The 23172-nt window shown below is 63.8% G+C and carries 18 protein-coding genes; 15 read left to right on the top strand and 3 right to left on the bottom strand.

Translation table 11 applies throughout. From position 1 onward, the window contains the following. Positions 1-152: 152 nt before the first annotated feature. The 14 genes from AXW84_RS17675 (at position 153) to AXW84_RS17615 (ending at position 17590) form a co-directional block, all read left to right on the top strand. Positions 153-2066, top strand: coding sequence for a peptidoglycan D,D-transpeptidase FtsI family protein (locus AXW84_RS17675; RefSeq protein ID WP_082773967.1), 1914 nt, complete (start codon positions 153-155; stop codon positions 2064-2066). A 223-nt stretch (positions 2067-2289) separates the two neighbouring features. After that, positions 2290-3099, top strand: a complete 810-nt coding sequence (gene dapF, locus AXW84_RS17670; protein WP_068236268.1) for a diaminopimelate epimerase — start codon at positions 2290-2292, stop codon at positions 3097-3099. Then, complete coding sequence (locus AXW84_RS17665; protein WP_236943162.1) at positions 3099-3659, top strand: GNAT family N-acetyltransferase; 561 nt, start codon at positions 3099-3101, stop codon at positions 3657-3659. The genes dapF and AXW84_RS17665 overlap by 1 nt, the downstream gene beginning before the upstream one ends. A gap of 138 nt (positions 3660-3797) precedes the next feature. Continuing rightward, a complete protein-coding gene (locus AXW84_RS17660) occupies positions 3798-5030 on the top strand; it encodes a glycosyltransferase family 1 protein (protein ID WP_082773966.1) in 1233 nt (410 codons plus the stop codon). A gap of 64 nt (positions 5031-5094) precedes the next feature. Then, positions 5095-5598: an NAD(P)-binding protein gene (locus AXW84_RS26015; protein ID WP_236943161.1), complete on the top strand. Its 504-nt coding sequence runs from the start codon at positions 5095-5097 to the stop codon at positions 5596-5598. Beyond that, on the top strand, positions 5595-6269 hold the full coding sequence (locus AXW84_RS26010; protein WP_236943160.1) for a UDP-galactopyranose mutase: 675 nt from the start codon (positions 5595-5597) through the stop codon (positions 6267-6269). The genes AXW84_RS26015 and AXW84_RS26010 overlap by 4 nt, the downstream gene beginning before the upstream one ends. Before the next feature lie 177 nt (positions 6270-6446). Continuing rightward, complete coding sequence (secA, locus tag AXW84_RS17650) at positions 6447-9851, top strand: preprotein translocase subunit SecA (protein WP_068236261.1); 3405 nt, start codon at positions 6447-6449, stop codon at positions 9849-9851. A gap of 100 nt (positions 9852-9951) precedes the next feature. Beyond that, positions 9952-10617: a deoxyribose-phosphate aldolase gene (deoC, locus tag AXW84_RS17645; protein ID WP_068236257.1), complete on the top strand. Its 666-nt coding sequence runs from the start codon at positions 9952-9954 to the stop codon at positions 10615-10617. Then, complete coding sequence (locus AXW84_RS17640; RefSeq protein ID WP_157887098.1) at positions 10595-11152, top strand: hypothetical protein; 558 nt, start codon at positions 10595-10597, stop codon at positions 11150-11152. The genes deoC and AXW84_RS17640 overlap by 23 nt, the downstream gene beginning before the upstream one ends. A 182-nt stretch (positions 11153-11334) precedes the next feature. After that, entirely contained in the window at positions 11335-12558 is a 1224-nt protein-coding gene (locus AXW84_RS17635; protein WP_236943159.1) for a M20 metallopeptidase family protein, read from the top strand. Positions 12559-12616: 58 nt separating this feature from the next. Continuing rightward, positions 12617-13390: a hypothetical protein gene (locus AXW84_RS17630; RefSeq protein ID WP_068236251.1), complete on the top strand. Its 774-nt coding sequence runs from the start codon at positions 12617-12619 to the stop codon at positions 13388-13390. A gap of 293 nt (positions 13391-13683) precedes the next feature. Then, positions 13684-15198, top strand: coding sequence for a S1C family serine protease (locus tag AXW84_RS17625; RefSeq protein WP_071892249.1), 1515 nt, complete (start codon positions 13684-13686; stop codon positions 15196-15198). Positions 15199-15483: 285 nt separating this feature from the next. Next, complete coding sequence (locus tag AXW84_RS17620; protein WP_068236249.1) at positions 15484-16668, top strand: AAA family ATPase; 1185 nt, start codon at positions 15484-15486, stop codon at positions 16666-16668. 400 nt (positions 16669-17068) lie between these two features. Next, positions 17069-17590 carry a hypothetical protein gene (locus AXW84_RS17615; protein ID WP_068236246.1) on the top strand — a complete coding sequence of 174 codons (522 nt, stop codon included), beginning with the start codon at positions 17069-17071 and terminating at the stop codon, positions 17588-17590. 95 nt (positions 17591-17685) lie between these two features. Here the strand turns inward: AXW84_RS17615 and AXW84_RS17610 are convergent, their stop codons facing one another. Continuing rightward, the gene (locus tag AXW84_RS17610; RefSeq protein ID WP_068236243.1) at positions 17686-20718 is read right to left on the bottom strand and encodes a M16 family metallopeptidase; all 3033 of its coding nucleotides are present in this window, start codon (positions 20716-20718) and stop codon (positions 17686-17688) included. Positions 20719-20913: 195 nt separating this feature from the next. Here AXW84_RS17610 and amaB point away from each other — a divergent pair, with 195 nt between their 5' ends. Beyond that, entirely contained in the window at positions 20914-22524 is a 1611-nt protein-coding gene (gene amaB / locus AXW84_RS17605; protein WP_082773965.1) for an L-piperidine-6-carboxylate dehydrogenase, read from the top strand. 63 nt (positions 22525-22587) lie between these two features. Here amaB and AXW84_RS23505 read toward each other — a convergent pair whose 3' ends face one another. After that, positions 22588-22878, bottom strand: coding sequence for a type II toxin-antitoxin system RelE/ParE family toxin (locus AXW84_RS23505; protein WP_157887097.1), 291 nt, complete (start codon positions 22876-22878; stop codon positions 22588-22590). Continuing rightward, a complete protein-coding gene (locus AXW84_RS17600; RefSeq protein WP_068236240.1) occupies positions 22868-23056 on the bottom strand; it encodes a hypothetical protein in 189 nt (62 codons plus the stop codon). The genes AXW84_RS23505 and AXW84_RS17600 overlap by 11 nt, the downstream gene beginning before the upstream one ends. Positions 23057-23172: the final 116 nt, after the last annotated feature.

Here is a 23172-nt window from a genome sequence, read left to right as displayed (position 1 = left end):
GGCCCTCGTACGTAGCGGGGTTCCCTACAAAACGGTGCCGAAAAAACCTCTGCGCCCGTTACCCGTTACCGGGGGGGGCCACTCGCAAGGCGCTGGGCCTCATTCACCGAACAGGTTGATATGGCCGAGCAAAAGGGTATTTATTTTATGCAATGGCCAGGAAAAATTGGATGAAAACGGTGTGCGGCTGGCTGTGGCTCGTGGGGCTCGGGCTCGGCGCGTGCTCGTCGCCCTCCGGCCCGGCCGCCGATGCGCCGGCCGAAACCTACGCGCGCCGCCGCGAGGTAACCGCCCCGCCCACCCGGCGCGGCCGCATCCTCGACCGCCACGACTCGGTGCTGGTGGACACCCGGCTCAGCTACCTGCTGGCCGTGCCGCAGCGCCCGGGCCTCGATTCGGCCACCACCATGGCCCTGAACCACCTACTGGGCTGGCCCGACAGCACCCTGGTGCGCCGCCTGGCTGAGGCCCTGCCCTACGCCGGGGCCCGCCCCCGGGGCCCCGTTCAGCTCGTCCTCACCCCGGCCGAGGCCGACAGCGTGCGCCGCCACCAGGCCGAGTGGCCCGGGCTGGCCCTGGCCGAAGCCGTGCGGCGCACCTACACCGTGCGCACGGCCGCCCCGGTGCTGGGCTACCAGGCCGCCAATGCCCAGCCTTTTATCAACCAAGCAATTCGCTACCGGCGCGGCCGGTTTTACCGCCTGCGCAACGGCGGCGTCGAAACCTATTATAACGGCCTGCTGACCGGCCACCGCGGCTACCTGCACCCGCTGGTGGACGCGGCGGGCCAGCGCCACGGCAGCTGGGCCCCCGACACGGCCTTCCAGGAAGGGCAGGACCTGCACCTGGCCCTCGACGCCAAGCTGCAAGCTTACGCCGAGCGCCTGCTGGGCGGCCGCAAGGGCTACCTCGTGGCCCTCGACCCGCGCACCGGCGAAATCCTCTGCTCGGTGTCGGCCCCCACCTACGCGCCCGCCGCCCTCACCAGCCCCGACCAGGCCGGCGTGCGCCGCCAGCTGCTGGAGGACGAGGACCTGCCCCTGCTGAACCGGCCCGCCGTGCTGGCCAACCCGCCCGGCTCGGTGTTCAAGCTCGTGAACGCGGCCATTGCCTTGCAGCTGGGGGCCATCGGGCCCGGCACCGGCTTTCCGTGCGACCAGTCGCTCATCAGCTGCGTGCACCACCACCCGGCGGCCCGCAGCCTCACTATGGGCTTGCAATACAGCTGCAACCCGTACTTCTACCAAACCATGCGGGCCCTGATTGACCACGTGCCCGACAGCCTGGTGGCCGATACCGTGGCGGCCCGCCACGCCAATCTGGCCCACTGGCAGCGCTACGCCCAGTCGTTCGGGCTCGACACGCTGCTCGGCGTGGATTTGCCCCGCGAGCAGGCGGGTTTCCTGCCCACGCCGGCTTACTACGACAAGGCCCGGCGTACGCGCAACTGGCGGTTTCGGTCCATCTACTCGCTCAGCGTCGGGCAGGGCGAAATCAACCTGACGGGCCTGCAAATGGCCAACGTGGTGGCCATCATCGCCAACCGGGGCTGGTACTACCCGCCGCATTTTGTGCGCAGCGTGGGCACCGGGGGCCCCCTGCCGCGCTTTCTGGTGAAGCACCACACCCTCGTCGACAGCGTGAACCTGGAGGCCCTGGTGCCCGGCATGCTGGCCGTGGTGCAGCGCGGCGGCACGGCCTCGGCTTCCAGCCTGGCCGACGTGGGCATTGCCGTGGCCGGCAAAACGGGCACCGTGCAGAACGACGAGGGCGACGACCACGCCACGTTCGTCGCCTTCGCCCCCGCCCAATACCCCAGAATTGCGGTGGCCGTGTACCTCGAAAACGCCGGCTTTGGCGCCACCGAAGCGGCGCCCTGCGCCGCCCTGGTCATCGAAAAATACCTGCGCGGCAGCATCGCTCCCCGCCGCAAGCGCTGGGAGCGGCGCATGCAGTACCGCGGCCGGGCCTACGAGCTGGCGCACCGCCTGGGCCGCAAGCCGCCGCCCGCGCCGGTGCCGCCTGCTCCCGTGGTAGTGCCCGTGGCCGCGCCCGAAGGCCGGTAGGTTCACCATCTTTTTGACACTGGCGCTCGTATAAGCGGCAATGTTTGGAATTCGCAAAGACCCCGAGCTGCCGGTTTGGGTATTCGTGCTGTTGCGGCTGGGCACCTTGCTGCTGGTGGCGGGCATCGCCTGGGTGGTGGCCCGGTGCAGCACCTGAGCCGGGGCCCCGGCCCGCCGGTAATTGCGCAAAATCGGCGAAATTTGTGGAAACTCCGGCTTCGCTATGACCCTCGCTTTTCATAAATACCAAGGCACTGGCAACGACTTCGTCATCGTTGACGACCGCGCTGCGCAGTTCGATAACGCCGACCACGCGCGCATCGCTCAACTCTGCCACCGCCGCTTCGGCATCGGGGCCGACGGGCTGATGCTGCTGCGCAACCGGGAAGGCTACGATTTCGAGATGGTGTACTTCAATGCCGACGGCCGCCCCAGCACCATGTGCGGCAACGGCGGCCGCTGCCTGGTGGCCTTCGCCAAATACCTGGGCCTCATCACGGACGAGGCCTACTTCCTGGCCGTGGACGGGCCCCACGCCGCCCGCGTGGAAGCCGACGGCACGGTGCGCCTGAAGATGATTGACGCCGCCGCCCCGCAGCTGGCCGAAGTAGGGCAGGAGGACGTGTTTGTGCACACCGGCTCGCCCCACCACGTGCACTTCCTCAACGCCGGGGAAGGCCACACGCTGGCTGAGTTCGACGTGTACGGCGCGGGCCACGACATCCGCTACGACCCGGCCTACGACCCGGCCGGGGTGAACGTGAACTTCGTGGAAGTGCCCGCCGACCCCGCCTACCCCTGGCCCGTGCGCACCTACGAGCGCGGCGTGGAAAACGAAACCCTGAGCTGCGGCACCGGCGTCACGGCCGTGGCCCTGGCCGCCTCGCAGCGCGGCGCGGCCTCGCCCGTGCGCCTCCAAACCCCCGGCGGCTTGCTGGAAGTAGCCTTCCAAACGCAGCCCGGCGGCGGCTTTGCCGACGTGTGGCTGAGCGGGCCCGCCGTGCGCGTGTTCGGCGGCGACATCAGCCTGTAGTGGCCGCCGCACCTGCTACGCCGTTGCCCGCGCCGGGGCCCCTCGTGCGGCTGCGGGCCCTGGAGCCCGACGACCTGGAATTTCTCTACGCCCTGGAAAACGACGCCGCCGTGTGGGCCGTGTCCGACACGCTGGCCCCCGTGTCGCGCTACGCGCTGCGCGAATACCTGGCCCACGCCACCGCCGATTTCCACGAGGCGCGGCAGCTGCGGCTGGTCGTCGAGCCGGGCGCCGGGGGCCCCGCCGTGGGCGTGGTCGACCTGTTTGGCTTCGAGCCGCTGCACCAGCGGGCGGGCGTAGGCATAATTATTTTGGCCACTGCGCGGCGCCGGGGCTACGCCCGGCACACCCTCGCGCTGCTGGTGGCCCACGCCCGCGACGTGCTGCGCCTGCACCAGCTGTACTGCACCGTAGCGGCAGCTAACCGGGCCAGTTTGCGGCTTTTCCAGGCGGCGGGGTTTCGGCGAGTGGGCACCCGGCGGGCGTGGCTGCGGGGCCCCGCGCCCGGCCAGTGGTCCGACGCGGTCGAGTTCCAGCTCGTATTGGGGTCCACTGGCTGAGCCGGGGGCCCCGGGCCGCCGCCCGCCGGCCGTATCCTTTTGATGCCGGGCCCCGTATAATCAAAGAGTGTTGCACACTAGGCCGGTTATCGGCAATTATATTATACGCAGCACCGCATCCTCTTCCTGTCGTTTCCCATGCCCCACGCTACTTTGGCGGAGGCTGCTGCACGCCCCGACGCGCTGCCGCAGGCTGCTGCTGCCCCAATTGCAACCCCCTACGCCCTGCCCGACCTCGTGTGTTTTGCGCACCTGCACTGGGATTTTGTGTGGCAGCGCCCCCAGCACCTGCTCGTGCGCTTCGCCCAGTACGGCCGCGTGTTCTACGTGGAAGATGCCTTTTACCACCCCGACCAAATAACGCCGCACCTCGAAATCAAGGAGCGCCAACACGGCCTGCGCGTCGTTGTGGCCCACTTGCCGGCCGGTTTGCCGGAGGCCGAAGCCGACCAAATCCAGTTTGAGCTGCTGCGCCAGTACTTCGCCGATCAGGGCGTGCGCCGGTACGTTTTCTGGTACTACACGCCGATGGCGCTGAACAAGTCGCGCCACTTCCGCCCCGTGCTGACGGTATACGACTGCATGGACGAGCTGGCGGCCTTCAAGTTTGCGCCGCCCGAGTTGCGCCAGCGCGAACAAGAACTTTTCGGGCGCGCCGACTTGGTGTTCACGGGTGGCCTGACCATTTACGAATCCAAGCGCGAGCAGCACCCCGACGCGCACCCCTTCCCCAGCAGCATCGACAAGGCCCACTTCGGCCAGGCGCGGGGCCCCATGGCCGAGCCCGCCGACCAAGTCGGCATTGCGCACCCGCGCATTGGCTTCTTCGGGGTGGTCGACGAGCGCCTGGACATTGAGTTGCTGGCCCAGCTGGCCGCCAACTACCCGGAGTGGCAATTTGTCATTATCGGGCCGGTGGTGAAAATTGATCCTGCCAGTTTGCCGCGCCCGATCAACATTCATTATTTGGGCGGCAAAGATTACCAGGAACTCCCGGCCTACTTAAAAGGTTGGGACGTAGCGACGCTGCTTTTCGCTGATAACGAAAGCACTAAGTTTATTTCTCCTACCAAAACCCCCGAGTATTTGGCCGCTGGCAACCCCGTAGTAAGCACGCCCATTCGCGACGTGATACGGCCTTACGGCGACCTCGATTTGGTGCACATTGCCGCTGACGCTGAAGCCTTTGGCGCAGCCATTGAGCGGGCTTTAACCCAGCGCGACGACGCTGACTGGCGCCGCCGCATCGATGCTTACCTAGCGACCATTTCGTGGGACCAGACCTGGCAGCAGATGGTGGGCTTGATGCAGAACCGCCTGACAGCCAAGACATCCGCGCCCCGCGCCGCCGCTCTCACGGCAGTGTCCTAAGCTGCCGTGCACCTCTTTGCAATCCACGTTTCCTAGTATATCCTCCTCCTTTTTTACTCTCCATATGTTTGACTACCTCATTGTAGGGGCCGGATTTGCCGGTAGCGTGCTGGCCGAGCGGCTGGCCACCCGTAGCAACAAGAAAGTGCTCGTCATCGACAAGCGTAACCACATCGCGGGCAATGCCTACGACCACTACAACGAGGACGGCATCCTGATCCATAAATACGGGCCCCACATTTTCCACACCAACTCAAAGGATGTATTCGACTACTTGGGCAACTTTACCGATTGGCGCCCCTACGAGCACCGTGTGCTCGCCTCGGTGGATGGCCAGTTTGTACCAATGCCCATTAATCTGGATACTATCAATTCGCTGTACGGCTTGAAGTTGAATAGCTTCGAGTTGGACCAGTTCTTCGAGTCGGTAGCTGAGGATGTGCCGGTTATCAAAACGTCGGAAGACGTGGTGGTAAGCAAAGTGGGCCGCGAATTGTACAACAAGTTTTTAAGAACTACACCAACAAGCAGTGGGGCCTCGATCCGTCGCAGCTTGATAAGTCGGTGACCAGCCGCGTGCCTACCCGCACCAACCGCGACGACCGCTACTTTACCGATACGTTTCAGGCCATGCCGCTGCACGGCTACACCCGGATGTTCGAGAAGATGCTCGACCACCCGAACATCAAGGTGATGCTGAACACCGATTACCACGAAATCATGGACTTCATTCCCTTCAAGGAGATGATTTTCACGGGCCCCGTGGACGAGTATTTCAACTTCCAGTTCGGTAAATTGCCCTACCGTTCGCTCGAGTTCAAGCACGAAACGCTGAGTAAAGAGAAGCACTTGGTGGCCCCCGTGGTGAACTACCCCAACGAGCACGCCTACACCCGCATTACCGAGTTCAAGGCCCTCACCGGCCAAGAGCACAGCAAAACGGCCATCGTGTACGAGTACCCGCAGGCCGAGGGCGACCCCTACTACCCCGTGCCCCAGCCCGAAAACGCCGAATTGTACAACAAGTACAAGAAGCTGGCCGACGAAACTCCCAACGTGCACTTTGTGGGCCGCCTAGCCACCTACAAGTACTACAACATGGACCAGGTAGTGGCGCAGGCCCTGACGCTGTACAAGCGCCTGACCGAGAAGGAGGAAGCCAGCAAACCCACCCGCCCCGCCATTTCGGGCAGCACCGCCTTGGTAGATAAGCTGGTGAGCCGCGCGCCCAAAGCCTGATCTGGCGTTGGGCCCCGGGGCCCCAGTTACCCGGCGGGTTCCTGCCCGCTGGTAATCAATTCCTCAATGAGAAAAGGCCCCGCCAATCTGGCGGGGCTTTTTGTTTGGGACGGTTTTGGCTAAGAAGCCGTAAATTTGGGGAGCGCCCCGGCGCTTATTCGTTAAAAAAACTACCCGATGTTAGATTTTTTCGGCAAGACCGTTGCTAAGCTATTCGGCTCCAAATCGGAGCGTGACTTGAAGGAAATTGTGCCTTACGTGGCGCTGATTAACGCCGAATACGCCAAACTGGCCGGCCTGACCGACGACCAGCTGCGCGAGCAGACCCAGGCCGTGCGCAACCGCATCGACGAGCGCCTGGCCGGCATCGACGGCCAGATTGGGGCCCTGCACCAGCAGATGGCCGACGCGCCCACAATGGAGGTTTCCCAAAAGGAAGCCCGCTTCGAACAGATTGACGTGCTGGAAAAACAGCGCAACAAGGACCTCGAAGCCGTGCTACTGGAGGTGCTGCCGTCGGCCTTCGCCATCGTGAAAGAAACGGCCCGCCGCTACAAGGAAAACGGCCAGTTGGTGGTAACTGCCACCGATTTCGACCGCGAAATTGCTACCCGCAAGGGCAACGTCACCATCGAAGGCAACCAGGCGGTGTGGGCCAACAAATGGCTGGCCGGCGGCGCCGAAATCACCTGGGACATGGTGCATTACGACGTGCAGCTCATTGGCGGCGTGGTGCTGCACCAGGGCAAAATTGCCGAAATGGCCACTGGCGAAGGCAAAACCCTGGTTTCGACGCTCCCCTCGTTCCTCAACGCGCTGTCGAAGCGCGGCGTGCACCTGGTGACGGTCAACGACTACCTGGCCAAGCGCGACTCGGAGTGGAACGCGCCGTTGTTCGAGTTTCACGGCCTCACCGTGGACTGCATCGACAAGCACCAGCCCAACACCGACGCCCGCCGCGCCGCCTACGCCGCCGACATCACCTACGGCACCAACAACGAGTTTGGCTTCGACTACCTGCGCGACAACATGGCCCGCGACCCCGAGGAGCTGGTGCAGCGCAAGCACCACTTCGCCATGGTCGACGAAGTGGACTCGGTGCTGATTGACGACGCGCGCACGCCGCTCATCATTTCAGGCCCCGTGCCGCGCGGCGACGTGCACGAGTTTTACCAGCTCAAGCCGCGCATCCAGCGCCTGGTGGACGAGCAGAAGAAGCTGGTGCAGAACTACTTGGTGCAGGCCCGTAAGCTCATTGCCGAAGGCAAGGATGGCGCGGAGGAAGGTGATAAAAACGGCATCGGCGGCCTGTTGCTGCTGCGCGCCGCCCGGGGCTTGCCCAAGAGCAAGCCGCTCATCAAGTACCTCTCGGAAACTGGCAACCGCGCCGTGCTGCTGAAGACGGAAAACTTCTACTTGCAGGACAACTCGCGCCAGATGCCCAAGGCCGACGAGCCGCTGTTCTTCACCATCGACGAAAAAAATAACCAGATTGAGCTGACCGAAAAGGGCATCGACCTGATTACGGCCCAGGGCGAAGACCCACACCTGTTCATTATGCCCGACATCGGGATGGAAATTGCTGCCATCGAGAAGACCCCCGGCCTCAGCGCCGAGGAAAAGCTCCAGCGCAAAGACCAGCTGATGCAGGACTACAACGAGAAATCGGAGCGCGTCCACACGGTCAACCAGTTGCTGAAGGCCTACACGCTGTTCGAGAAGGACGACCAGTACATCCTCACCGACGACGGCAAGGTGAAAATTGTGGACGAGCAAACCGGCCGCGTGATGGAGGGCCGCCGCTACTCCGACGGCCTGCACCAGGCCATTGAGGCCAAGGAAAACGTGCGCGTGGAAGACGCCACCCAGACCTACGCCACGGTGACGTTGCAGAACTACTTCCGCATGTACCACAAGCTGTGCGGCATGACCGGCACGGCCGAAACCGAGGCCGGCGAGTTCTGGGAAATCTACAAGCTCGACGTGGTGGTGATTCCCACCAACCGCGTCATCTCCCGCCAGGACGCCCACGACCAAGTGTACAAAACGGTGCGCGAGAAGTACAACGCCGTGGCCCTGGAAATCCAGAAGCTGGTGGAAGCCGGCCGCCCGGTACTAGTAGGTACCACATCGGTGGAAATCAGTGAGTTGGTGAGCCGCATGCTGAAGCTGCGTGGCATCCAGCACCAGGTGCTGAACGCCAAGCAGAACCAGCGCGAGGCCGAGATCGTAGCCGGCGCAGGCTTCCCCGGCACCGTGACCATCGCCACCAACATGGCCGGCCGCGGCACCGACATCAAGCTGCGCGAAACCTCAAAAGCCGCCGGGGGCCTGGCCATCATCGGCACCGAGCGCCACGAAAGCCGCCGCGTCGACCGCCAGCTGCGGGGCCGCGCCGGCCGCCAGGGCGACCCGGGTACCTCGCAGTTCTTCGTGAGCTTGGAGGACAACCTCATGCGCCTGTTTGGCTCCGACCGCATCGCCAAGCTCATGGATAAAATGGGCATGGAAGAGGGCGAAGTAATTCAGCACTCGATGATTACCAACAGCATCGAGCGCGCCCAGAAGAAGGTGGAGGAGAACAACTTCGGCACCCGCAAGCGCCTGCTGGAGTACGACGACGTGATGAACGCCCAACGCGAAGTGGTGTACAAGCGCCGCCGCAACGCCTTGCACGGCGACCGGATGGAGGTCGACATCCTGAACATGATTTACGACGTGGCCGAGGACCTGGCCACCGGCCACAAGCAAACCGGCGACTACGAGGACTTCAAGCTGTCCATCATCAAGACGTTCGGCTACGACACTGAGATTACCGCCGGCCAGCTCGGGGCCCTGCAAGCACCGCAGCTTACCCAGAAGCTGTACGACGAGGCCCTGGCCTATTTCGAAAGCAAGAACGAGCACATCGCCGCCAACGCCCTGCCGATGGTGAACGAGCTGCTCAGCCAGCCCAACGCCTACGAGAACATCGCCGTGCCCTTCACCGACGGGCGCAAGCACATCACGGCGCTGGCCAACCTGCGCCGGGCTCAGGCCACGGGCGGCCACGACATCCTGCGCGGCATGGAAAAAGTGGCCGTGCTCGGCACCATCGACACGGCTTGGACGCAGCACCTGCGCCAGATGGACGACCTGAAGCAAGTGGTGCAGAACGCCGTGTACGAGCAGAAGGACCCGCTGCTGGTGTACAAGTTCGAGTCGTTCGAGCTGTTTAAGCGCATGATTGGTAAGGTGAACGAAGAGACGTCCACTTTCCTGTTCCACGCCGACGTGCCGGTGCAGGAGGAAGCCGTGGGTACCAACCACGACGCCGAGTTCTACTACGAAGACGAGTTGCCCCAGCCCAAGCTCACCGAGCAGAAAGAGTCGATGCTCGACTCGCTCGGTGCGGGCCCCGAGGACATGGGCCCCGACGCCCCCGCCGTGGTGGAGAAGCAGGCCCCGGCCCGCAGCCAAAAAATAGCCAACCGCAACGACAAGGTGAGCGTGCAGTACATGGACGGCCGCGTGCTGCGCGACGTGAAATATAAAACCGTGGAGCAAGACGTGCTGGAGCAGCGCTGCGTGCTGGTAGACTAACTCCTGTAGCGACAAAGCGACGCTGATAAACCCGTTGGCCCTGCGCCAACGGGTTTTTATTTGGCCCTTCAGGCGGCGGCCCGCCCCGTACCTTTGCCCCATGAACCTTGCTCCTTACCTCGACCACACCCTGCTGCGGCCCGATTGCACGGCGGCCGAAATCCGGCAGCTGTGCCAAGAGGCCCGCGACCACGGCTTCGCCAGCGCCTGCGTGCCGCCCTGCTACGTGGCTCTGGCTGCCGGGCTGCTGGAAGGGAGCGGCGTGGCCGTGTGCACGGTCATCGGCTTCCCGCTGGGGTATTCGACGCGCCTGGTTAAGTTCAATGAGGCAGAAGTGGCCCTGGCCGACGGGGCTGACGAGCTGGACATGGTCATGAACATATCGGCGCTGAAATCGGGCGAAATGGCCGCCGTGCAAGCCGAAATCGAGGACTTGGCCGACCTGGCCCACGTGCACGGGGCCCTGCTGAAGGTCATCATCGAAACGGCGCTGCTCGACGACGATGAAATAACGGTGGCCGCGGGCCTATGCGCCGCCGCCGAAGCCGACTTTGTGAAAACTTCGACGGGCTTCGCTAGCCGGGGCGCGTCGGTGGCCGACGTGGAATTGTTGCGCCGGGTGCTGCCAGCCGGCGTCCGCATCAAGGCCTCGGGCGGCGTGCGCACGCGGGCGGCGGCGCTGGCGCTGGTGGCCGCCGGCGCCGACCGTCTGGGGGCCTCAAACAGCTTGACTTTGCTCGTGGATGATGAAAGTTCGACTCGTTAACGTGGTGGCTGTTCCAATTCTGCTCTGGCTAGTAGCGTGCGCCAGCGCGTCGCCCGGGGCCCCCCGGGCCGTGGTAACCGCTGACACCGTGCCCTCGGCCAAAGCCGCAATGCCGGCCGACGACCTGCGCGCCTACCGCTTGCCCGTGCCGGCGCCGCCGCCCGCCGGGGCCCCCGGCGCCAAGCCTGCGCCGGCCCGTCCTGCCCCGCTGCCCACCAACCACGTGAATGCCCAAGTGGAGCAGCGCCTGCGCGACCAGGCCTTCACCAACCAGAACGTGAAGTATGCCCAGGGCTACCGCCTGCTGGTGTACCTGGGCCTGGAGCGCGACCAGGCCATGGCCATTCGGCGGGCCGTCATCGGGCGCTACCCCGACGAGACGGACTACCTCACCTTTAAGGCCCCCGTGTACCGCCTCTACGTGGGCGACTACCTAACCCGGCTGGAGGTGGCCCGCGCTAAATCTCGCCTGCGCGGCCTTACCCAACGCGCCGAAGTGGAGGCCACGCAGGTGGTATTGAACAAGAACCAGTGATTGTCTGAACCACAGATTTATCGGATTACCCGGATTGATCGGATTTTGGGGACGATTAAGCCAGAGGTATTCGTTCACGTAGCCGTTGTGCCGAATAACTTTTGTACATTTTCATGATGGCCGCTTTTCAATGCACTGGTTAGTGCCTGAAGAGTATCGTCCTTAAATCGTTTCCAAAATCCGTGCAATCCGACCAATCCGATAAATCCGTGGTTCAGACTATTCAGCGCCTCGCCGCCGCCCACGCCGCCGATACCGTGGCCGTGCGCCGGCACCTGCACGCCCACCCCGAACTTTCGTTCGAGGAAACCGCAACCGCCGCCTACGTGGCCGCCGAGCTGCGCAAGCTGGGCCTCGACCCGCAGCCCGTGGCCGGCACCGGCCTGGTGGCCCTGGTGGAGGGCCCCGCCGGGGCCCCCACTGTGGCCCTGCGCGCCGACATGGATGCGCTGCCCATCCACGAGCTGAACGACGTTGATTATAAGTCGCAGAACGCCGGCGTGATGCACGCCTGCGGGCACGACGTGCACACGGCCTCGCTGCTGGGCGCGGCGCGCATCTTTGTGGCGCTGAAGGACGCGGGCCAGTTGCCGGGCACCGTGAAGCTGCTGTTTCAGCCCGGCGAGGAGCGCCTGCCGGGCGGCGCCTCGTTGATGATTGCCGAGGGCGTACTCGAAAACCCCGCGCCTGGCAGCGTGCTCGGCCAGCACGTGTTTCCGCAGCTGCCGGCCGGCAAAATTGGGCTGCGCCCCGGCCGCTACATGGCCAGCACCGACGAGCTGTATTTGACCATTAAAGGCAAAGGTGGCCACGGGGCCATGCCCGAGCAAAACCTCGACCCCGTGCTGGTGGCGGCGCACATCATCGTGGCGGCGCAGCAAATCGTGAGCCGCCGCGCCAACCCCAAGTTGCCCTCGGTGCTTTCCTTTGGGAAGGTCATTGCCAACGGCGCCACCAACGTCATCCCCAACGAGGTATACATCGAAGGCACTTTCCGCACCCTGAACGAGGAGTGGCGCAACGAGGCCCACCAGCACCTGCGCCAGCTCTGCGAGGGCCTGGCCGCCAGCATGGGCGCGGTGTGCGAGCTAGAAATCCGCCGCGGCTATCCGTACCTGGAGAACGAGCCCGCCCTCACGGCCCGCACCCGCGCCGCCGCCGAGGAATACCTGGGCCCCGAAAACGTGGTAGAACTCGACCAGTGGATGGCGGCCGAGGACTTTGCCTACTTCTCGCAGGCGGCCCCGGCCTGCTTCTACCGCCTGGGCACCCGGGCCCCCGACGGCCGTTTTGCCGCTTCGGTGCACACGCCCACCTTCGACATCGACGAAAAAGCCCTCGCCGTGGGCCCCGGCCTGATGGCCTGGCTGGCCGTGCGCGAGCTGCAAGCGCTGGCCGGACAGTAGCTTTAGCCCTTATTCTATCCTAATTATTATCTCTTTTATGCGTCGCTTATTTTTACTGATGTTACCCTTGGCAGGGGCCGTGTTGCCCGCCCGCGCCCAAACCACCCGCGCCACTAACACCCTGTTGCTGGTGCCCACCGCCCAAGCCGAGCTGGCCCTGCGCAACGGCGATTACGTGCTGCTGAACGTGGGCACGTCCCAGTTCACCAACCAAAATTCCCTGAACCAATCCTTCGCCGCCGTGTCCTACGAGCACTTCTGGGGCCCTAAGTGGAGCTGGGGCGGCCGCGTGCTGCGCTACGGCGGCGGCAGCTCAGCACTGGTACCCGAGGTGCTGCTGCGCCACCGCGCGGCCCTGGGGCCCCTCACCTTCGGGCAGCGCCTGAGCGTGGAGCGGCGCTTTTACACCGGCATCTCCTCGCGTGATTACGACCAGAACTGGGTGCGGCTGCGGCTCGACCTGGAAAAAATTATTCCCCTCGGCGGGGCCGACGCAACCACTGGCCTGGCCCTGCGCCCGCGCCTCAGCTTCGAGGCCGCCACCCACCTGCGCCTGCAAAAAGAAGCCGCTGACCCCAGCGAGCGGTTTATCCAAACCACCGCCCTGAGGGCCGAAGTGGGGGTGCGCACGGGGCCCAGTTTCGACCTTACGCCCTGGTTCGCCTACGGCGCCGACTACTTGGTTACGCTGCCCCAGTACGACAGCATGGGCAAGCAAACGGCCGGCGGCAACCTCAACGTGCGTACCCCATTGCTGGGCCTCGACGTGCGCTACACCTTTGGGGCGGGTCGGGGCGTGGCCGGCCGTCAGCAACTGCCTACCCAGCACTAGCTTGGGCCCGGCCGCGGCCTGACGAATTTACCGCCCGCCGGGGCCCCGCGCCCGGCGCACCGGCAAAAAAGGCACCCTACCGGGGTGCTTTTTTTATTGGCCCAAGTATTGTAGTTTGGTGGGCCGGAACTGGCCCCCGCGGGGCCGAACCATTGGGACACCAACTTGCTTTACTAAGCAGGCAACCCTGCCGCACGAATTTGACTCCCTTGTGCGTTGTGGGGGGCCCGGTGGGCGGTGAACATTGGCCGGCCGGTTTCGTTTTCATTCAAATAACTTCCTCTTTACCAACCATGCAAGCAAAACAAATGATGCTCGGCCTGTTCGGTTCCGCCATACTGGGCGGGGGCGTGGCCGTGGGCGGGTACAAGCTTTTGGAACCCGCGCCCCGCACCTCGCAAACCGTGGTGGCGGCTGACCCGAACGTGCGCTACACGTCGGCCATGCGCAGCAGCACCTACGCCGCCCCCGAGGGCCTGAACTTTGTGGCCGCCGCGGCCGCCGTGACGCCCGCCGTGGTGCACGTGATGACCGAGTATGCCGCTGCGCCGCAAGACCAGCAGCGCCGCCGGATGCAGATGGACCCCTTCCTGCGCCAGTTCTTTGGCGACGGGGGCGAGGGGCAGGGTGAAGGCCGTGAGCCGCGCGGTGGCGGCGAAGGCTCGGGCTCGGGCGTCATTATTGCAGCCAATGGTTACATCGTGACCAACAATCACGTGATTGACAAGGCCTCGAAAATCACGGTGGTGATGGACGACAAGCGCCGCTACGAGGCGGAGCTGGTGGGCGCCGACCCCAACACCGACCTGGCCGTGCTGAAGGTGAAAGCCGACAACCTCCCCTTCGTGAAGTACGGCAACTCCGACGACGTGAAGGTGGGCCAGTGGGTGCTGGCCGTGGGCAACCCGTTCAGCCTGAATTCGACCGTAACGGCCGGCATCATCTCCGCCAAGGGCCGCAACATTAACATCCTGCGCCGCGAAGACGGCATGGGCATCGAGTCGTTCATCCAAACCGACGCTGTGGTGAACCCCGGTAACTCGGGCGGGGCCCTGGTGAACCTGAGCGGCGACTTGGTGGGCATCAACTCGGCCATTGCCTCGCACACGGGCAGCTACGAGGGCTACTCCTTCGCCATCCCCAGCGCGCTGGTGAGCAAGGTGGTCGACGACCTGCTGAAGTACAAAGTGGTGCAGCGGGCCCTGCTCGGCGTGCAAATGCGCGAAGTAGACGCTACCCTGGCCTCGGAGAAAAAACTGACCAACTTGAACGGCCTGTACGTGGCCGGCCTCACGCCCAACAGCGCCGCGGCCGCCGCTGGCCTCAAGGAAGGCGACATCATCACCGACATCAACGGCTTGGCCGTCAACACGTCGTCGCAGTTGCAAGAGCAAGTGGCGCGCTTCCGCCCCGGCGACCAGATTAAGGTGACCTACCTGCGCGGCACCGCGCCCACCACCGTGACGGCCACCCTGCGCAACGCCACCGGCACCACGGCCGTGGTGCGCGAAGCCGCCGTGGCCGCTTCTGTGAAGTACGAAGGCGCGACCCTCTCGGTGGTGCCCACGCAGCTCCAGAACAAGCTCGACATCAAGGGCGGGGCCGTCATCACGGGCATTAAGGGCAGCAACTTCCGCGAGACCGGGATGGCCGATGGCTTCATCATCACCCGCATCGACAAGAACCTGGTGCGCAAGCCCGCCGACGTGCAAGCTTACCTCGACCAAGCCCGCGACAACTCGGGCGCCCTGGTTGAAGGCGTGTACCCCGACGGCCGCAAGTCCTTCTACCCCATCGGGCAAGAATAGGGCCCTGGGCCCCCAGTAGCAAGCCCCGGCCGTTTCGGCCGGGGCTTTTTTTTGAGCATTTTTTAGGGATAAATTGGAAGGTTTTAAGTCCCCTCGCGGGGGAATACTATTGCCTGCAAGTATTTGAACATTAGGATACTGCGGCGAAAAAAACAAGGCTTAAAAATTCATTTATTTCATTGTTCGGGTTGTATGTTTGTCGGCTAGCTATGAAGTCTGCCAACCTGTTTTTAGCGTAAGGGGCTGCTCGGCTTGCCTGCTGCTCACGTCACCGCCTGCCCTTGCATGGACACCGCCATCAACACGCTACACATTCAGAACTTTAAGTCAATTCGTAGTGCGCTGCTGCACCCGCGGCGGGTGAATATTATCATCGGGCAGCCCAACGCTGGCAAATCGACGGTGCTGGAAGCCATGAGCTTGCTGGGCAGCGTGCCCTACGAGCAGCAGAACAAGTTCGTGGGCAGCTTCATACGCTACGACAAGCCCCGCCAGCTGTTCCACGACAACCTGACGGCCAGCCCCATCAAAATCGAAACCGACCGCGACCTGTGCCTGCTGGGCAAGCACAGCCAGGGCCCCGGCTACCGCTACGCCAGCTTTAGCCAGGAGGCTTACCGCGAGCTGCGCACCCAGATGGGCACGCCCCTGGCCGGCGGCTACCTCTCACGGGCCGGCGACGACGGGGCCCTGCTCGACCGCCTGGGGCCCTACCTGCTGCGCACCGGGGCCCCGCCCACGCCAGGAGGCTACTACTACACCGAACTCGACAAGCGCGGCCGTCCCGGCCTGGCCGCCCCCGCCGAGGCCCGCTACCTGTCGTCGGGCTCGCCCTGGTACCCGCAGGCCGTGAAGCCTTACCGCTTCCGCAGCGAGGCCAAGCTGGCCGTGGCCCGGCCGGGCGCGGCCCTGTTTCCGCCCCACGGCGACAACCTGGTGCGGGTGCTGGAAACCAACGCCGAGCTGCGCCGCGAATTCATGGGCCTGTTTGCCGCCCAGGGCCTGTCGCTGCGCGTGCGCGTGGACGCGGGCCGGCTGGAAATTTCCAAGGAGCTCGACGGCCTGAGCTACGTGTACCCCTACCAGGGCACCGGCGACGCGCTGCGCCACTATGGCTTCCTGCTGGCCGTGCTCGAATCGAACCGCAAGGCCGTGCTACTACTCGAAGAGCCCGAAACCCACCTCTATCCCGACTACGCCACCGAGCTGGTGCGCCGCGTCGTGGCCGGCAGCGGCAACCAATTTTTCATCACTACCCACAGCCCCCACCTCTTCACGCAGGTCATCGAGAACATGGTGCCCTTCGAAAATAGGGCCCTGGAGCTGGCCGTGTTCGTGGCCTACTACCAGGACTACCAAACCAAAGTGCGCCAACTCTCCGACGAGGAGCTGCGCAATGTGCAGAGCGACAGTGCCTACGCTTTCCGCACCCTCAGCCGCGCCGCTACGCCCGATGTGGTGGTGCGATAGTAGCGGGGCCCCACACGTTGGTTGATTGCGGCGCCAGGGCCGGCCACTCCGCGGAGTGGCCGGCCCTGCGCATTCCGGGGCTGCTTGCGCCGTACCGTGGGGCGGGAGCGGCGCGCCACGCGCTTCGCCTGGCCGCCGGTGGCTGATAACCGCAGCGGCGTGGGGCCCCGGTTTCGCAGCGCCGATTAAGGGTAATTGCCCAGGGCCCTCGCGCCTAATTATTATTGCTTAATCATTTGTCATACAGATTACTGCACGGGTATGTACCTGGTTGTAGAAGTCTGATGGGCTCAACTATTGGTTTGGCCGACCACTACTGAAAAAGTAGGTTTGGTACCAGTACCCGGTAGCTGCCACGCGGCCGGTGCCAGTAAGCCATTCCCGCTTTTGCCGCCTGCCCATGAAAGCACTTTTGTTATTATCCCTGGCCCTGCTGCTGGGCTGTAAAAAGAACGAGCCCGCCCCGGTGGACCAATTGCCGCCCGCCACCCAGACCGGGGCCAACACCTTCGGTTGCCTGGTGAACGGGGTGCCGTGGACGCCCCAAGGCTTCGACGGCTCATCGAACTACAGCGTCAGCTACGACCAGAACCTCTACGGAGTAATTGATTTGCGGACCTACCGTTACCAGCAACAGCCCACTGACAACTACCAATATATTGTGATTTACGCTAGTGACTTACGAGGGCCTAAAAGTTATAATTTGAGTAGCTCGGTTGACACACGGGTCAGTCTAAATGATCGGCTAACAGGCTGCTATTTAAATAGCAGGGACGCTGGCACCTACCACAAGGGTACGCTGACCATTACACGGCTGGACCTGCAAGCGGGCATCGTTTCGGGCACGTTCGCCTACACGCTGGCCAAGCCCGGCTGCGACACGGTGCGCATTACCCAGGGCCGCTTCGACAAGAAACTTTAGCTACTGCGGGAGCTGGGGCCCCGGGGGCCCTAAACCGCACCGAAAAGGCCCCGCCGGATGTTCCGGCGGGGCCCTTCTTCAGGAAAGTGACTGCGTTACTTGGCGTCGCTGGGCCGGATTTTCTCCTTGGTGGTTTTGCCATCCGCGTCCTTGGTTTTGCGCTTCACCTTGCCCACGGGGGCAGGCTCGGGCATGGGAGCCGGGGCGGCGGCGGTAGGGGCGGGGGCGGCGGCCGGTACGGGCTTGCCATCGGTGTCCAGCTCCACTACTTCGTAACCCAGGGCCTGCACGGCGGGCAGCTGCTTTTTGTCGCCTACTACCACTACATACATGTTTTCGGGCAGGTCTTTTTGGGCGGCGGCTTGCACGTCGGCGCGGGTGAGGTTTTTCAGGATGTCGGCCTGCTGCGTTACGTAGTCGGGCTTGAGGTCGTACTCGACCAGGCGGGCGAGGAAGGCCGCCTTCTGGCCGCCGGTTTCATACTTCAGCGCGTCGCTCTGGCCCACCGACGACTGCAAGAACGCCAGTTCGTCGTCGGTGATGCCGGCGCGGTAGTTCGTCAGCTCGCTCATGAATTCCTTCACCGAGGCGGCGGTGGCGTCGGCGCGCACGCCGGCCAGCGCCGTGAAGGGCCCCGGGTTGCGCGTGCTCTGGAAATACGAGTTGGCGCCGTAGGTGTAGCCTTTGTTTTCGCGCAGGTTCAGGTTGATGCGCGAGTTGAAGGCGCCGCCCAGCACGTAGTTGGTGAGGTAGGCCTTGTAGTAGTCGCCGGTGGCGTCGTAGGGCAGGGCGGTGAGGTAGCCCACCCGGATTTCCGACTGCGCCGCGCCGTCCTTATTCACGAAGTACACGCGCGTTTTGTCGGGCTGCGGGATAGCGGCCACTGTGGGCGGAATCACCACGTCCTTCTTGGCCCAGGTTTTCAGGAAGTCCAGCTTAGGCAGCACGTCGGCCTCGGCCACGTCGCCCACCACCACCAGCGACGCCACGTTGGGCGCGTAATTGGCTGCATAAAAGGCCTTTACGTCGTCGAGCGTAAGGCTCGTCACCGATGCCGTGGTGCCGTTGTTGGGCACGCTCATGATGCTGTTGGGGCCGTACAGCAGGCGGCTGTAGGTGTTGTTGGCGATGGCCACCGGCAGCGTCACCTGGTTGGCGATGCCCTCCAGCGTTTGTTTCTTGATGCGGGCAAAGTCGGCGGCGTTGAAGCGCGGGTGCAGCAGCACCTCCTGCGCAATGGTCAGAGTAGCGGGAATGTTCTTGGTCAGCGACTCAATGTATACTGTCGTGTTGTCGCTGCCTGCGCCCACCCATACATCGCTGCCGAGCTTGTCGAGTGCAGCTACTACCTCCTCGCTGGTGTACTTCTGGGTGCCTTCGTTCATCATGGCGGCCGTGAGGGCGGCCACGCCGGCTTTGCCGGGGTTGGCCTGCTCCAGGCGGTGGCCGCCGCGGATGGTGAGCAGCATCGTCACGGCCGGGATTTCGGTGTTGCGGGTGCCCACCACTTTCAGGCCGTTGTCGAACGTGGCTTCGTACAGCGCCGGCACTTTCACCACGGGGTTGGCACCGCCCTTGGGCTGCACGTTGCGGTCAAACGTGTCCTGGGCCTTCACGTAGGTCAGGCCAGTATACTGGTCCTTGGGGGCCTGGTAGCCGCTGGGGTCCACGGTGAAGTTGTCCTTCCGGGCCACCATTTCGGGCTTGCCCTTGGGCACCACGCTCAGGATGACGGCGTGCTTGCCCTTGAGGTACTTGTCGTACACGCGCTGCACGTCGGCCTTGGTGAGGGCGCGCAGGCGCTGCAATTCCACGGCCAGGTAGTTGGGGTTGCCGGTGTAGGTTTGGTAGGCGGCCAGTTGGCTCACCTTGCCCTGCACGCTGGCCAGGCCGTTCACCACCTGGGCTTCGCGGCGGGCCTTGAAGCGCTGGAGGGCGGCGTCGCTCACACCGGTTTTCTCAAATTCGGCCAAGCTCTGGCGCAGGCGCACTTCGGTGCTGTCGAGGCCCTTACCCGGAAAAGCCCGGGCCTGCATGGTAAACTCGCCGGCTAGCTCCGAGGTGCTGTTGTATGCCGTGGCCTGTTCGGCCTCCTGGGTTTTCACCAAGTTCTTATAAAGCAGCGAGTTGTTGCCCTGGCCGATGATCTCGGCCAGCGCGTCGAGCGCCACCTCGTCGGGGTGGTTCTGGGGCACGCTTGGGAACACCATTTGCAGTTGCGGGAAGCGCACGTTGTCCTCGTAGCTCACGTAGCGGTCGGCGGTCAGCACGGGCTCGGGCAGGTGCTGGTTCTGCACCGCGGGGCCCCGCTTGATGGGCCCGAAGTACTTCTCGGCGTACTTAATCACGTCGGCCGTTTTCACGTCGCCGCCCACGGTCAGGGTGGCGTTGTTGGGGCCGTACCAGCGCAGGAAAAAGTTCTTGAGGTCGTTGACGTTCGAGGCATCGAGGTCCTTGAGGTAACCGATGGTCAGCCACGAGTAGGGGTGGCCGTAGGGGTACAGCGTTTTGGCCACGTACTCTCTGGTCAAGCCGTAAGGTCGGTTATCGTAGTTCTGGCCGCGCTCGTTTTTCACCGTCGAGCGCTGAATTTCAAACTTTTTCTGGCTCACGGCGTCCAATAAGAAGCCCATTCGGTCGGCTTCCAGCCACATCCCGGTTTCGAGCTGGTTGTTGGGCAGCGTTTCGAAGTAGTTGGTGCGGTCCCGGTTGGTGCTGCCGTTCAGGGTGCCGCCGGCGGCCGTCACCAGCTTGAAGTGCTGCTGGTCGCCCACGTGGTCGGAACCCTGGAACATCATGTGCTCGAAGAAGTGGGCAAAGCCCGACTTGCCGATTTGCTCGCGGGCCGAACCCACGTGGTAGGTCACGTCCACGTGCACCAGCGGGTCGGAGTGGTCCTCGGTCACCACCACGGTCAAGCCGTTGGGCAGCACGTACTTGCTGTAGGGGATGGTGAGGGCCCCGGGCTTGCGCACCACGGTTTCCACCAGCTTGGCGCCGGTGGCGGCAGGCTTGGCGGCCACCACGGTTTTGGGCTTGGGCGTGGGGGACTTTTTGGTTTGGGCGGCGGCCGGTTGCAGGGCCAGCGCCGTGCCCAAGCCCATCAACCAGAGTCTTTTTTGCATCATCGGAAGAAAGAATGGAAAACTGTGAATATCACCGGCAAGTTAGGCGCAAATGACATCGATCCTTCACCCGGCGCTGCACAAAACCAGCGGCTTGGGGCCCCGGGGCGGCAGGCCGCCCGGGGCCCTACTTTTGCCGGGGCCCCGCCGCCGCGCGGGGCTCCTTCCGTTGCCTTCCCACCCGTTGCCATTTCATTCATGAAGCAAGCCCTCGAACAAGAAACCGCCGCCGACCTCGCTGTGCCCGGCGGCCACCTCCACGCCGACCCCCACGGCCTGCAAGACGTGCTCCGCCAGCTCGGCGTGGAAGCCGACAACGCCGCCTACGCCACCGGCCGCACCTGGGGCGGGGGCCCCAATGCCGACCGCCGCGTGATAAATGCGCCCGCCGACGGCCAGCGCATTGCCAGCGTGGCCTTCGCCACCGCCGCCGACTACGAAACCGTGGTGCAGGCCGCCCAGGAAGCCTTTAAAACCTGGCGCCTGGTGCCGGCGCCCAAGCGCGGCGACATCGTGCGCCAGATTGGCAACCGGCTGCGCGAATGCAAGGAGCCGCTGGGCAAGCTGGTGAGCGCCGAGATGGGCAAAATCCTGCAAGAAGGCCTGGGCGAAGTGCAGGAGATGATTGACATCTGCGACTTTGCCGTGGGCCTGAGCCGGCAGCTGCACGGCTTCACCATGCACTCGGAGCGGCCCGCGCACCGCATGTACGACCAGTACCAGCCGCTGGGCGTGGTGGGCATCATCTCGGCCTTCAACTTCCCGGTGGCCGTGTGGAGCTGGAACGCCATGCTGGCCGCCGTGTGCGGCGACGTCAGCATCTGGAAGCCGTCGGAGAAAACGCCGCTCACCGCCGTGGCCATGCAGCACATCATCCGCAGCGTGCTGGCCGACAACGACATCCCCGAAGGCGTGTTCAACCTGATTATCGGCGACGCCACCATCGGCGCAGCAATGGCCGCCGACCGGCGCGTGCCGCTTGTCTCGGCCACGGGCAGCACCCGCATGGGCCGCAAAGTGGGCGAAGTGGTGGGGGCCCGCCTGGGCCGCGCCCTGCTGGAGCTGGGCGGCAACAACGCCATCATCGTCACCAAAAACGCCGACCTGAACATTGCCATCCGCGCCATCGTGTTCGGGGCCGTGGGCACGGCCGGGCAGCGCTGCACCAGCACCCGCCGCGTCATTATTGAAGACAGCATTTTTGAGGACGTGAAGCAGCGCCTGCTGGCCATCTACCCCAAGTTGCCCATCGGCCACCCGCTGCAAGAGGGCACCCTCGTGGGGCCCCTGATTGACGGGGCCGCGGTAACGGCCTTCACCGGGGCCCTGGAGCAAGTGCAGGCCGAAGGCGGCACACTGCTAACCGGCGGCGAGGTGCTGACGGGCCCCGCATACGCCGGTGGCCACTACGTGCGCCCCGCGCTGGTGGAAGTGGAAAACCACTACGCCACGGTGCAGGAAGAAACCTTCGCGCCCATCCTCTACCTCATCAGGTACAGCGGCGACGTGCAGAACGCCATCGACTTGCAAAACGACGTGCGCCAGGGCCTGAGCAGCAGCATCTTCACCCTGAACATGCGCGAGGCCGAGGCCTTCCTGGCCGCCAGCGGCTCCGACTGCGGCATCGCCAACGTGAACATCGGCACGAGCGGGGCCGAAATCGGGGGCGCGTTCGGCGGCGAAAAGGAAACCGGCGGCGGCCGCGAATCCGGCTCCGACGCCTGGAAAGTGTACATGCGCCGCCAAACCAACACGATTAATTATTCCACGGAACTACCCCTGGCCCAAGGGATTAAATTCGACGTGTAGGGCCCCGGGCTGCATTTGATAGCAATTAGAAACGGCCCGCCTTATGCATCAGGCGGGCCGTTTTTATGGTTCCAAATCAAGCGGCAGTAAGCCGCTGCGCACGGCAATCACTGAAATCCGGCCGTCGTTGAGCAAGCGGTAAACGATGCGGTACTGACGGTACAGGAGTTCCCAAACGGCAGGCTGCTGGTATTCGGGCACCATACGACCAAGCTGGGGGAATGACTCCAATTGGGCCACTTTGGCAAAAACTGATTCTACGAAACGAGTGGCCGCGCTAGCCGAATGGCCGGCTAAATGGTCTCTGATGGCTAAAATATCTTCGAGGCAAGCCGTGAGGAACTCAGGCCGCATGAGAAGCGTCATTAATCAGTCGTTGCGCTTCCTCGAAAGAAACGCTGTTGCCGGGTTGCTGCGACAGCGCAACGCGCTCGTCCAGGTGTTGCACGAACAGCAGCCGCTCGAATAAATCCTCCAACTGGAAGTCGTCGGGTAGGTTTTGCAAAGAAGTTATTACCTGTTCTTTGGTCATAGCGAAGGCAATTGAATGTGAATAGCAATTTACGCCTGAACGGAATAATAATAAATTTCGGGGCTAATAAGCGCTTTGCAGCAGCTCGCGGAGTACCCACAGGCTCCACGCTATCA

This window comes from Hymenobacter sp. PAMC 26628 (genome assembly GCF_001562275.1).
In the GTDB taxonomy this organism is placed as follows: Bacteria; Bacteroidota; Bacteroidia; order Cytophagales; family Hymenobacteraceae; genus Hymenobacter.
Note: the sequence above shows the minus strand (reverse complement) of the source record. Positions and strands in the feature narration are given on the sequence as shown.

Bases quoted from the DNA above. Each gene is read 5' to 3' on its own strand.
- AXW84_RS17615 (WP_068236246.1), top strand. From the start codon at position 17,069: ATGAAAGCACTTTTGTTATTATCCCTGGCCCTGCTGCTGGGCTGTAAA.
- AXW84_RS17610 (WP_068236243.1), bottom strand. From the start codon at position 20,718: ATGATGCAAAAAAGACTCTGGTTGATGGGCTTGGGCACGGCGCTGGCC.
- AXW84_RS17640 (WP_157887098.1), top strand. From the start codon at position 10,595: ATGATGAAAGTTCGACTCGTTAACGTGGTGGCTGTTCCAATTCTGCTC.
- deoC (WP_068236257.1), top strand. From the start codon at position 9,952: ATGAACCTTGCTCCTTACCTCGACCACACCCTGCTGCGGCCCGATTGC.
- AXW84_RS17625 (WP_071892249.1), top strand. From the start codon at position 13,684: ATGCAAGCAAAACAAATGATGCTCGGCCTGTTCGGTTCCGCCATACTG.
- dapF (WP_068236268.1), top strand. From the start codon at position 2,290: ATGACCCTCGCTTTTCATAAATACCAAGGCACTGGCAACGACTTCGTC.
- AXW84_RS26015 (WP_236943161.1), top strand. From the start codon at position 5,095: ATGTTTGACTACCTCATTGTAGGGGCCGGATTTGCCGGTAGCGTGCTG.
- AXW84_RS17620 (WP_068236249.1), top strand. From the start codon at position 15,484: ATGGACACCGCCATCAACACGCTACACATTCAGAACTTTAAGTCAATT.
- AXW84_RS17600 (WP_068236240.1), bottom strand. From the start codon at position 23,056: ATGACCAAAGAACAGGTAATAACTTCTTTGCAAAACCTACCCGACGAC.
- AXW84_RS17675 (WP_082773967.1), top strand. From the start codon at position 153: ATGGCCAGGAAAAATTGGATGAAAACGGTGTGCGGCTGGCTGTGGCTC.
- AXW84_RS17660 (WP_082773966.1), top strand. From the start codon at position 3,798: ATGCCCCACGCTACTTTGGCGGAGGCTGCTGCACGCCCCGACGCGCTG.
- AXW84_RS17630 (WP_068236251.1), top strand. From the start codon at position 12,617: ATGTTACCCTTGGCAGGGGCCGTGTTGCCCGCCCGCGCCCAAACCACC.
- AXW84_RS23505 (WP_157887097.1), bottom strand. From the start codon at position 22,878: ATGCGGCCTGAGTTCCTCACGGCTTGCCTCGAAGATATTTTAGCCATC.
- secA (WP_068236261.1), top strand. From the start codon at position 6,447: ATGTTAGATTTTTTCGGCAAGACCGTTGCTAAGCTATTCGGCTCCAAA.
- amaB (WP_082773965.1), top strand. From the start codon at position 20,914: ATGAAGCAAGCCCTCGAACAAGAAACCGCCGCCGACCTCGCTGTGCCC.